Source organism: Kordiimonas lipolytica, from assembly GCF_001550065.1.
Genome location: NZ_LRUB01000028.1, coordinates 128,537 through 136,274, shown reverse-complemented (window position 1 = coordinate 136,274; position 7,738 = coordinate 128,537). Strand labels below are relative to the sequence as shown.

The following is a 7,738-nucleotide window of genomic DNA, read 5'->3' as shown; positions in this document are numbered from 1 at the left end:
CTTATACATTGAGAGGCACGAAGATTTGTTATGATCTTCGTGCCTCTTTGATTTTGAACAGGGGGTGGCCACCCCCTGTTCAAGGTGCGGAATGTGGTTGAGCCCACTCGGGGCAAGACCTTTTACGGTCGTAAAAAAGCATAACCCTTCCGCACCACAGAGGCTTCGTCGAACCGCTGAGTGAGCTTTTACGCTCGTGTATAAGAAAGACAAAGCCAATGACTTATACCACGCGATCCATTGGGATCGACATATCAAAATCATCCTTTGACGTTTGCCTGCTGCCAGAAGGCGAAGCAGACACATTTACCAATAATACATCCGGCATTGCCAAATTCCTTTCGTGGGTTGCTGACAGGGAAGACATTGAACGGCTGATCCTGGAGCCTACAGGTGGCTATGAACGCATGGTCACAGATGCCTTGCTTGCAGCCGGGTTGCCGGTTGCCAAAGTTAATGCCCGATATATCCGTCAGTTTGCCCGGGCCAGTGGGCAATTGGCCAAAACCGACAAGGTGGATGCCTTTGTGCTAGCCGACTATGGCAGGCGCATGGAAACACGCCTTCTTGAACAACCTTCTGAACAGCAGCAGGAACTCTCAGACCTCGTAGTCCGATACAAACAGCTGTCCCACATGATTGTCCAGGAAAAGAACCGCCGGGAAAAGCTGCTGAACAAGGCAAGAGACTGGATCGAAGAGGCTCTGAATTTCCTGCTGGAACAGCGTCAAGCCGTTGTGGAAGCGATGGAGGAATGCCTGGAACAGGATGCAGCACTCAAGGCCAGGGCCAAAGTGTTGACTTCAATAAAGGGCATTGGATTGCGGACCGCCTGCTTCCTGCTGGCAGGCCTGCCGGAACTGGGTCATCTCGACAAAGGACAAATCGCCAAGCTCGTTGGTCTAGCCCCAATCAACCGGGATAGTGGTCTAATGCGCGGCAGGCGGACAATTACAGGAGGACGGAAACATGTGCGCGATGCTTTATATGTGGCGACACTCCCCGCCATTCGCTTCGATCCGGAAATGAAAGCTTTCTATCAACGCCTCAGGGAAAACGGGAAGCCCGGTAAAGTCGCTCTCATTGCAGTCACTAGAAAAATCCTCATTCGCGCAAACGCAAAAATGAGGGATCACTATGCAGCCGCGCTTGACACATAACACCGCTGCTTTTTCTTTGTCTGTAATTTCTGGAGGTTTTAGCCGTTCGGGCCGCGGTTGCCGCCTTGGCTGCCCACAGGCGCTGATCCGCCAGCAAACCGGCCTACGCCGCCGAAGATCTGCTGGAAGAAGCCTTGTTTGCGGCCTTTTGTCGGTGTTTCGTCATTAACCGGGTCGACTTGGCGCATATCAGACAGGTCATAGTTGTTCACGTCGGTTACAACGCCGTTGTCATTAAACGCAACGGCCATCACACGGTGCTCCTGTGGGTCTGGCCAGAAAACCGGGCGGATGCGCACCGTAGTGGAAATATAATACCAGGTTTTGTCGTCAAACGTGGCGCGGACAGTTGGTGTCCCAAGCGTTGATTCAACGGACTGACGATTGTCAACGCCGGGTTGGATAGCGTCTGCAAGTTCCTTGTCGAAAATATAGCCCCGGATCATGGCCCGGTTACCGCATGCGGACAAGGCAACACCGGCCATAAGGCAGAGAGCCAGCGGTTTCGCTTGTTTCGCAAGAAAGGTCTTATTCATGTACTATCCTTATTTCCGAGACTGTTCGGATAAAACTTCCTGTGCTTTAATAACGGCCACCGTTGCGCGGCGCAAGGCTCCGTGTTAGAGCACGCCATAAATTTTGCACAAGTGATCCGTTGTTCCTCTTTTCCTTGAAGATTGGGGCGACATCAAGGAGGCGCCATGTTTGCGCGACTTTTTTCTCTGTTCCAGAACAAAGAGCAGGCATATGCGGTCTATGGCAAGCTGGTTAGCCAGGCCCGAAATCCGGTGTTTTATCAGGATTTTGGTGTGACGGATGATATCGATGGCCGGTTTGACATGATCCTGCTGCATCTTTTTATCGTGGATCGCCGGTTTGAAAAAGAAGGCGATGCTGCAAAGAAGATACGCAGGCAGCTGCAGGAGGTCATGATTGCCGACATGGATCGCTCGCTCAGGGAAATGGGTGTGGGCGACATGTCTGTTGGCAAGGAAGTCAAGAAGATGGGCGCCGCCTGGTTCGGCAGAGTCAAAGCCTATTCCCGCGCCATTCTGGCCGACGCACCCAAACCGGGTCTTGCAGCTGCGATCGCTAAAAATGTTTATAAGGGATCGGAAATAAACAAGGCCGAGCAATTGGCGGATTATGCGCTTGAGGCCTTGCAGAAATTGGCAGGCTGTAGCTTCGAAGAAATGCTTACGTCGCAGTTCGAGTTTCCGGATATCAAGGTGGAGGCGAAATAAATGACTGATAAACATTCGTTGGATTGCAGCATAAAGATTGCAGACCTTGAGCGGGAGCCCAAACAGTTCAAGCTGGTTGCGACGGAAGCTCAGTGCAAGGACCTTGCTGAAAGATTTGATCTTGTTGCCATCGAGTCCCTTTCGGGTGACATGTCCGTTTGGGACGAGGGCGCCGACAGCGGTGTGCACGTCAAAGGATCTATCTCCGCAAAACTGACCCAGCGGTGTATCGCATCGCTGAAGCCGGTCGAAGAAACACTCGAGACCGATTTCGAGCTGATGCTGGTTGATCCGGCCATGGCTGACCGCATGGATGACGAGGGTGTGTATCTTGATCCGGATGCGCCGGACTATGATGCCCTGGAAGGCGATATAGTTCCTTTGGGTGAGGTGCTGGCCCAGACCCTGTCGATTTCGATGAACCCCTACCCAAGAGCCGAAGGCGCTGAGCTTGAAACAAAGAAACTTTCCGGCGTGAGCGTTAACGAACCCGAGCTTGAAAAGCCCAATCCTTTTGCCGTTCTCGCGAAAACGCGCGACGAATCTTGAAGTGCAGAACAAAATCGCTATGGTCATAGCAAATGAAAATGCCGAATGCGCATTGAGGGATGCGCTTTAGGCTTTATAATAACCCGCGAGACCAACGCGTTAGACTGGATACATATACGTGGCAAAAAATATAACGATCGCCGTCGATGCCATGGGGGGCGACCATGCACCTGACATGGTCATTGAAGGTATTGCGCAGGCCCGGACACTCTTTCCCGGCACACAGTTCCTTGTTTTTGGGGATGAGGCGAGGGTTCAGCCACTTCTGGACCAGCACACTGACCTGAAGGCAGCAAGCACTCTCGTCCACACTGATGAGGTCGTATCATCCGATATGAAGCCTTCACAGGCGCTCAGGAAGGGACGTCAGTCCTCCATGGGGCTTGCCATTCAGGCCGTGAAAGATGGTACAGCCGATGTAGCCATTTCTGCCGGCAACACTGGTGCGCTTATGGCGCTCGCCAAGTTCCTGCTCCGGACCATGCCCGGAATCGACCGACCAGCGCTTATTTCCCCGTTACCCACGCTTCGTGGTGAAAGCGTCATGCTGGATCTTGGGGCTAATGTGGAATGTGACAGTAACAACCTGGTGCAGTTCGGCATTATGGGTGCTGCCTATGTGCGTACGGTGCTTGGGCTTTCAAAGCCAACCGTTGCGCTTCTCAATGTGGGCGTTGAAGATCTAAAGGGCAAGGACAGCATCAAAGCTGCTGCAGATGTTCTACGGGCATCGAAGCACCTGCCACTGGACTTCGCCGGGTTTGTCGAAGGCAATGACATCGCCACGGGCGAAGTGGATGTTGTCGTGACCGACGGTTTCACCGGCAATGTTGCGCTCAAGACTGCGGAAGGGACAGCCCGTCTTGTGACTGATCTTCTTGGGCGGGCTTTCCGGTCATCCATGTCCACGAAACTTGGGTATCTGTTGGCCCGGCATGGGCTTCGCTCCCTTCGGGACCACCTTGACCCCAACAACCACAATGGCGGCGTGTTCCTTGGGTTGAACGGTCTGGTGATGAAAAGCCATGGCAGCGCCAACGCGCATGGGTTTGCTTCTGCGGTCACCTCAGCCATCGATATGGCGCAAAATGACCTGATTCGGCTGATCAGCGAAGATTTGCAGCGTATTGTGGATGATGAGGCTGCTGCCGGAGCCGCATAATTCCAGTGTTTGAGGTGTTAAATCCCGTTTTCTGGCCCAAAATATAAGGGCGGGGATATAAACCCTTCTAAATATTGACTAAAAGCCGACAGGCGCGTTGACTCGCTTCCGCGCTTGGATTAGCTTTTTTAGTAACAGGTAATTTGCCTATTCACCAGCAGGGGGCAGACATGAGCGACAACACACTTACTCGTGCGGATCTGACGGAAGCAGTTTACGAAGAGGTCGGGCTGTCGAGGAACGAGTCTGCTGACTTGGTCGAAGCGGTTCTCGGTGAAATCTCAGACTGCCTTGTGACTGGTGAGAATGTGAAAATCTCCTCGTTTGGCAGCTTCCTTGTGCGCCAGAAAAACGGTCGCATGGGACGTAATCCCAAAACGGGTGAAGAAGTGCCGATCGACCCTCGGCGTGTTCTTGTTTTCCGGCCTAGCCAGGTCATGAAAGACCGCATCAACACCTGAGGTCAGCCTCGGATCTTAACCAGGGTCTAAAGGAGACGGTTGTGAGTGAGACTGCGTCAGGTCTTGATCGCCCACGAGGCGGCAAGGGCCGCGAAGCTTTCCGTACCATATCCGAAGTGGCAGACGAACTGGACTTGCCACAGCATGTGCTCCGTTTCTGGGAAAGCAAGTTTACGCAGGTCAAGCCGTTGAAGCGTGGTGGCAACCGCCGCTATTATCGTCCTGATGATGTGACCCTCCTTAAAGCGATCAAGAAGCTCCTGCATTCGGATGGCTATACCATTCGCGGTGTTCAGAAGCTGTTCAAGGCGCAGGGCGTGAAAGCCACAATCTTTGAAGCGCTCGATTTGTCGGACAATGGTCTGGAAGCTGCAGCACCAACGGTGGCATCTGCGGTTGAGGTACCCGCCCCTGAAGAACAGCCTACAGAGATGGATACAGCAGTATCTGACACGGCAGCCTTGCGTGACGTACTGATGCGCCTGAAGGCCTTGCGGGATCGGCTCGCCTAACCTTCCTGGTTTTTTGGTGTGATCTTGTAGGCACAGCGTTTGCCGCCACTGAGCAGATGTTCTGTACGTTCCACTTCAGCTTCATTTGCAAGCAATTCTTTGAATAAGGTCAGTTCTTTGCCGCACAGGCCACTACAGGCTTTGGCCGCTTCGCAGATGGGGCAGTGATTTTCCAATAGGAAAAGCGCTCCGTCCTTTTCCACGGTTTCTGCCATATAGCCTTCCCGGGCCCGTTCCGCGGCCAGAGCCTTTAGCCGGGCTTTCAAGTCTCGTTTACCCTCAAGGCTATGCTCATACCGGGTTTTCTGCTTCGCCGTCCGGTGGTTCACCAGTTTGGCGAGGCCATCTTCGCCGAACAGATCGCGCATGCTCTCAAGCAGGTCCAGCGACAGGTCCCGGTGTGCGTCTGGGAAATAGACATCCGCCTTTTCTGTCAGCTCCCACATCTTTGCTGGGCGACCGCGCCCTTGTGGTTTTGACCGGCACACAACGGCACCTTCGTCCCGCAACTGATACAGGTGCTGGCGAATTGCCATAGGGGTCAATTCCAGCTTTTCAGCCATGTCGTCAGCGCGGCAGGCGCCTGTGCGCTTGAGCTCAGTCAGGATGATTTCACGGGTAGTTTGCATGCTGTGTCCTTGGTTTGGTTTATTTTATAAAGAAAAATATTGAATAAATCAACAGGTCGCACTATATCGAAATTACTAAAGATAAAACTTTAGAAAATAGGAGGCTGCCATGGGTGGCGATTCAGTGTGGATAGAATACGGTCGCATCAGGGCCGAGTTACAGCAGCGAGGAGAGACGACATGGAAAAGCACGAAGCCAGCGCCGATAAAGATTGGAAAAATCTGGGCCCGCTTGCAGAGTTCGAGGAAAAGGGCCGCCATGTCCTGAAGATTGAAGGAAAGCAGATTGCGCTTTTGAGCACGGAAGCGGGGCTGTTTGCCATCAACAACCGGTGCCCCCACGAGGGGTACCCCCTTATTGAGGGCACATTGAACGATAGCTGCACCTTGGCGTGCAACTGGCACGGTTGGGCTTTTGATCTGAAAAGCGGCGAGGCGCTTCAGGGCCGGGATCCGGTCAGAACCTATCCGGTAGAGCGCCGGGGTGCCGATATCTGGATCGACCTGACGCCAATCCCGCCATCCGTTCAGGCGGCCAAGGCATACAGAGAGCTTGAAGAGTCACTCGGCGAGCATGACTATGAGCGTATCGCCAGGTGTTTGTGCCGCCTCGATAGGGCGGGTGTCGCTTATGAAGAGGTGGCGGCGCACGTGGTCCGGTGGTCGCTGCCCCGCTTTGAGCGCGGCTTTGGCCACGCCCACGCAGGCCTCGCCGATTGGATTGATCTGGCGGGGGCGGATAAGGATCTGCGGCTGGTTGCCTTTTTGGAGGCCATCGGGAACTTTTCCTGGGATGCGCTTTTCAGCCCGCCCCTTGAGGTGCCGACTGAGCCATTGCCATGGGATGCTGGTGCGTTTGTTCATGACCTAGAGGCAATGGACAGCGGTATGGCCTTGGCGCGTGTGCGCGGCGCTTACCATGAAGGATTGCGCTTCAGGGACAACAAACAAGCCTTTCTGGATTTCATCTTCAGCCATTATGCGGGCTTCGGCCACCCTGCCATTTATGCGGCCAAGCTGGAACGACTGAGCGCGCAGCTTGGCGAGGATGTCGAGGAAACGCTGGCGCTGCAACTGGCGCAGTATCTGTGTGTCGCCGCGCGAGAGGACCAGATTCCGGAGTTTCGTGGTTTCGCAGACTATCTGCAGGTTGAGCCCGGCACATCTCCCGTGCCTGGGGCGTCTGAGTTTCTTGGGCTTTCAGTGCGGAACGCGATGGCGCAGGCGGCAGCATCGCTCAGCAACCCAACCAAACTTTATGAAGCCCTGTTGGGTGCTGCAGCCCTGAACATGCTGGGTTTCGACCTCGACCTGCAGCACGGTGTCAGTCAGCCCATTGCAAACAATGTCGGCTGGCTTGATTTCACCCACGCGCTGACGTTCGGCGAAGCCGTTTATCAGCATGCATCCGATAGCCCGGCTTATTGGCAGTCAGGTTTGATGCAGATGGCCTGTTTTGTCGGACGCAACAGCGGCTATGTGGGTGCCCCGGATATCGCAGCATGGCAGGTGATGGACAAGGCGGATTTCCTTGCGAAACAGAAGGCTGCACTCTTCAATATGGATGAAGGCGACTATATCTACGGCGTGCACCGACTGAAGATGGTCTGCGCGGTAGAACGGCTGGACGCTATCGTAAGTGCAGAGACATCAAGGCTGCTGTTTGCTGCTCTCAATCGGTATCTCAACACACGGACGCGCCAACGTCATCCGGCGCGGGCGGCGTATCAGGCCAGCCAAAGCGTTTCAAGGGAAGGATAATTTTTCCGAAAAACCGTGTTGCGCTGCCTGAATGCCAAAGCTATAGTCCGCGCCACCAGAATGCTGGTATCATCAGCATCGCCTTGGCGGGGAGTAGCGCAGTCTGGTAGCGCACTACACTGGGGGTGTAGGGGTCGCAGGTTCAAATCCTGTCTCTCCGACCAATTGAACGGGTCAGCGGTTATCGCTGGCCCGTTTTCTTTTGGCCCAGTCCCTTTGATCCGTTTCTTTTCTTGCGATTTTGTTGCACTGCAGTAGAG

The 7,738-nt window shown here is 54.2% G+C and carries 9 protein-coding genes and 1 tRNA gene; 8 read left to right on the top strand and 2 right to left on the bottom strand.

The annotated features are described in order from the left end of the window. Positions 1 to 218: 218 nt before the first annotated feature. Positions 219 to 1,160 carry an IS110 family RNA-guided transposase gene (locus KORM41_RS14440; RefSeq protein ID WP_082719706.1) on the top strand — a complete coding sequence of 314 codons (942 nt, stop codon included), beginning with the start codon at positions 219 to 221 and terminating at the stop codon, positions 1,158 to 1,160. A gap of 38 nt (positions 1,161 to 1,198) precedes the next feature. Here KORM41_RS14440 and KORM41_RS14435 read toward each other — a convergent pair whose 3' ends face one another. Beyond that, the gene (locus tag KORM41_RS14435; RefSeq protein ID WP_068149528.1) at positions 1,199 to 1,696 is read right to left on the bottom strand and encodes an outer membrane protein assembly factor BamE; all 498 of its coding nucleotides are present in this window, start codon (positions 1,694 to 1,696) and stop codon (positions 1,199 to 1,201) included. Positions 1,697 to 1,861: 165 nt separating this feature from the next. On the opposite strand from KORM41_RS14435, the gene KORM41_RS14430 reads away from it, so the two are divergent. The 5 genes from KORM41_RS14430 to KORM41_RS14410 all read left to right on the top strand — a co-directional run bounded on the left by KORM41_RS14430 (position 1,862) and on the right by KORM41_RS14410 (position 5,088). Continuing rightward, a complete protein-coding gene (locus KORM41_RS14430; RefSeq protein ID WP_068149525.1) occupies positions 1,862 to 2,404 on the top strand; it encodes a ubiquinol-cytochrome C chaperone family protein in 543 nt (180 codons plus the stop codon). Further along, complete coding sequence (locus KORM41_RS14425; protein ID WP_068149522.1) at positions 2,405 to 2,953, top strand: YceD family protein; 549 nt, start codon at positions 2,405 to 2,407, stop codon at positions 2,951 to 2,953. 118 nt (positions 2,954 to 3,071) lie between these two features. Next, positions 3,072 to 4,115, top strand: a complete 1,044-nt coding sequence (gene plsX, locus KORM41_RS14420; RefSeq protein ID WP_082719952.1) for a phosphate acyltransferase PlsX — start codon at positions 3,072 to 3,074, stop codon at positions 4,113 to 4,115. A 170-nt stretch (positions 4,116 to 4,285) separates the two neighbouring features. After that, the gene (locus KORM41_RS14415; RefSeq protein WP_068149516.1) at positions 4,286 to 4,576 is read left to right on the top strand and encodes an integration host factor subunit alpha; all 291 of its coding nucleotides are present in this window, start codon (positions 4,286 to 4,288) and stop codon (positions 4,574 to 4,576) included. 41 nt (positions 4,577 to 4,617) lie between these two features. Next, positions 4,618 to 5,088, top strand: a complete 471-nt coding sequence (locus tag KORM41_RS14410) for a MerR family transcriptional regulator (RefSeq protein WP_068149513.1) — start codon at positions 4,618 to 4,620, stop codon at positions 5,086 to 5,088. Here the strand turns inward: KORM41_RS14410 and KORM41_RS14405 are convergent. After that, on the bottom strand, positions 5,085 to 5,717 hold the full coding sequence (locus KORM41_RS14405; protein WP_068149511.1) for a helix-turn-helix transcriptional regulator: 633 nt from the start codon (positions 5,715 to 5,717) through the stop codon (positions 5,085 to 5,087). The genes KORM41_RS14410 and KORM41_RS14405 overlap by 4 nt on opposite strands. A 180-nt stretch (positions 5,718 to 5,897) precedes the next feature. On the opposite strand from KORM41_RS14405, the gene KORM41_RS14400 reads away from it, so the two are divergent. Next, positions 5,898 to 7,478 carry a Rieske (2Fe-2S) protein gene (locus tag KORM41_RS14400; RefSeq protein WP_068149507.1) on the top strand — a complete coding sequence of 527 codons (1,581 nt, stop codon included), beginning with the start codon at positions 5,898 to 5,900 and terminating at the stop codon, positions 7,476 to 7,478. An 87-nt stretch (positions 7,479 to 7,565) separates the two neighbouring features. Beyond that, positions 7,566 to 7,642 (top strand) — tRNA-Pro (locus KORM41_RS14395). Positions 7,643 to 7,738: the final 96 nt, after the last annotated feature.

What these genes read in the sequence shown, in the direction of transcription:
- KORM41_RS14440 (WP_082719706.1), top strand. Translation starts at nt 219, where the DNA reads ATGACTTATACCACGCGATCCATTGGGATCGACATATCAAAATCATCC.
- KORM41_RS14435 (WP_068149528.1), bottom strand. Translation starts at nt 1,696, where the DNA reads ATGAATAAGACCTTTCTTGCGAAACAAGCGAAACCGCTGGCTCTCTGC.
- KORM41_RS14430 (WP_068149525.1), top strand. Translation starts at nt 1,862, where the DNA reads ATGTTTGCGCGACTTTTTTCTCTGTTCCAGAACAAAGAGCAGGCATAT.
- KORM41_RS14425 (WP_068149522.1), top strand. Translation starts at nt 2,405, where the DNA reads ATGACTGATAAACATTCGTTGGATTGCAGCATAAAGATTGCAGACCTT.
- KORM41_RS14415 (WP_068149516.1), top strand. Translation starts at nt 4,286, where the DNA reads ATGAGCGACAACACACTTACTCGTGCGGATCTGACGGAAGCAGTTTAC.
- KORM41_RS14405 (WP_068149511.1), bottom strand. Translation starts at nt 5,717, where the DNA reads ATGCAAACTACCCGTGAAATCATCCTGACTGAGCTCAAGCGCACAGGC.
- KORM41_RS14400 (WP_068149507.1), top strand. Translation starts at nt 5,898, where the DNA reads ATGGAAAAGCACGAAGCCAGCGCCGATAAAGATTGGAAAAATCTGGGC.